This is a genomic window from Levilactobacillus acidifarinae DSM 19394 = JCM 15949 (assembly GCF_001434835.1).
Taxonomy (GTDB): domain Bacteria; phylum Bacillota; class Bacilli; order Lactobacillales; family Lactobacillaceae; genus Levilactobacillus; species Levilactobacillus acidifarinae.
In genome coordinates this window covers 675,711-677,540 of the sequence record NZ_AZDV01000026.1, presented here as the reverse complement: position 1 = coordinate 677,540, position 1,830 = coordinate 675,711, and the positions used below count along the sequence as shown (strand labels likewise).

1 protein-coding gene is annotated in these 1,830 nt (G+C 51.5%); it reads left to right on the top strand.

All coding sequences use genetic code 11. The features are described from left to right. Positions 1-1,830 (top strand): hypothetical protein (locus FD25_RS14345; RefSeq protein WP_235807924.1); only part of this gene is annotated, 1,830 nt, incomplete at both ends.

Here is a 1,830-nt window from a genome sequence, read left to right as displayed (position 1 = left end):
GACTCGGATAGCGACTCCGATTCCGATAGTGATTCGGACTCTGACAGTGACTCCGACTCCGACAGCGACTCTGACTCGGATAGTGACTCCGATTCCGACAGTGACTCCGATTCCGACAGTGATTCGGACGCCGACAGTGATTCAGACTCCGACAGTGACTCTGACTCGGATAGCGACGCCGACTCCGACAGTGATTCTGACTCGGATAGTGATTCGGACGCCGACAGTGATTCTGACTCGGATAGTGATTCGGATTCCGATAGTGATTCCGATTCTGACAGTGGCTCTGATTCTGACAGTGATTCTGATGCGGATAGTGACTCCGATTCCGATAGTGATTCCGATTCGGATAGCGACTCTGACTCGGATAGTGACTCCGACTCTGACAGCGATTCTGATGCGGATAGTGACTCCGATTCCGATAGTGATTCGGACTCTGACAGTGATTCGGACTCTGACAGTGATTCGGACTCCGACAGTGATTCTGACTCGGATAGCGACTCCGATTCCGATAGTGATTCGGACTCTGACAGTGACTCCGATTCCGACAGTGATTCGGACTCTGACAGTGATTCGGACTCTGACAGTGACTCTGATTCGGATAGTGACTCCGATTCCGACAGTGATTCGGACTCCGACAGTGATTCGGACTCCGACAGTGATTCGGACTCCGACAGTGACTCCGATTCCGATAGTGATTCAGACTCGGATAGTGACTCTGATTCTGATAGCGATGCGGATTCCGACAGCGACTCTGATTCTGATAGCGATGCGGATTCCGACAGTGATTCGGACTCTGACAGTGATTCGGACTCTGACAGTGATTCGGACTCTGACAGTGACTCTGATTCGGATAGTGACTCCGACTCTGACAGTGACTCCGACTCCGATAGTGATTCGGACTCTGACAGTGACTCTGATTCCGACAGTGATTCTGATTCGGATAGCGACTCTGATTCGGACTCGGATAGCGATGCGGATTCCGATAGTGATTCTGATTCCGACAGTGACTCGGATTCCGACAGTGACTCGGATTCCGATAGTGATTCAGACTCTGACAGTGACTCGGATTCTGACAGCGACTCCGACTCCGATAGTGATTCGGACTCTGATAGCGACTCGGATTCTGACAGCGACTCCGACTCCGATAGCGATTCGGACTCCGACAGTGACGCCGATTCCGATAGTGATTCTGATTCGGATAGTGATTCAGACTCTGACAGTGATTCAGACTCCGACAGTGATTCCGATTCGGACAGCGACTCTGATTCGGACGGTGACTCGGATTCTGACAGTGATGCGGATTCTGACAGTGATGCGGATTCTGACAGTGATTCTGACTCGGATAGCGACTCCGACTCGGATAGCGACTCGGATTCTGATAGCGATGCGGATTCCGACAGCGATGCGGACTCTGACACCGACAGTGACTCTGATTCCGATAGCGATTCGGACTCCGATAGCGACTCGGATTCGGATAGTGATGCGGATTCTGACAGTGACTCTGATTCAGATAGTGACTCCGACTCTGACAGTGACTCTGATTCCGACAGTGACTCTGATTCCGATAGTGATTCGGACGCCGACAGTGATTCTGATGCGGATAGCGACTCCGATTCTGACAGTGATTCGGACTCCGACAGTGATTCGGACTCTGACAGTGACTCCGATTCCGACAGTGACTCCGATTCCGATAGCGACTCGGATTCTGATAGTGATTCCGATTCTGACAGTGATTCTGATAGCGACTCTGATTCTGATAGCGACTCTGATTCTGATAGCGATTCGGATTCCGACAGCGATTCGGACTCTGACAGTGATTCGGATTCC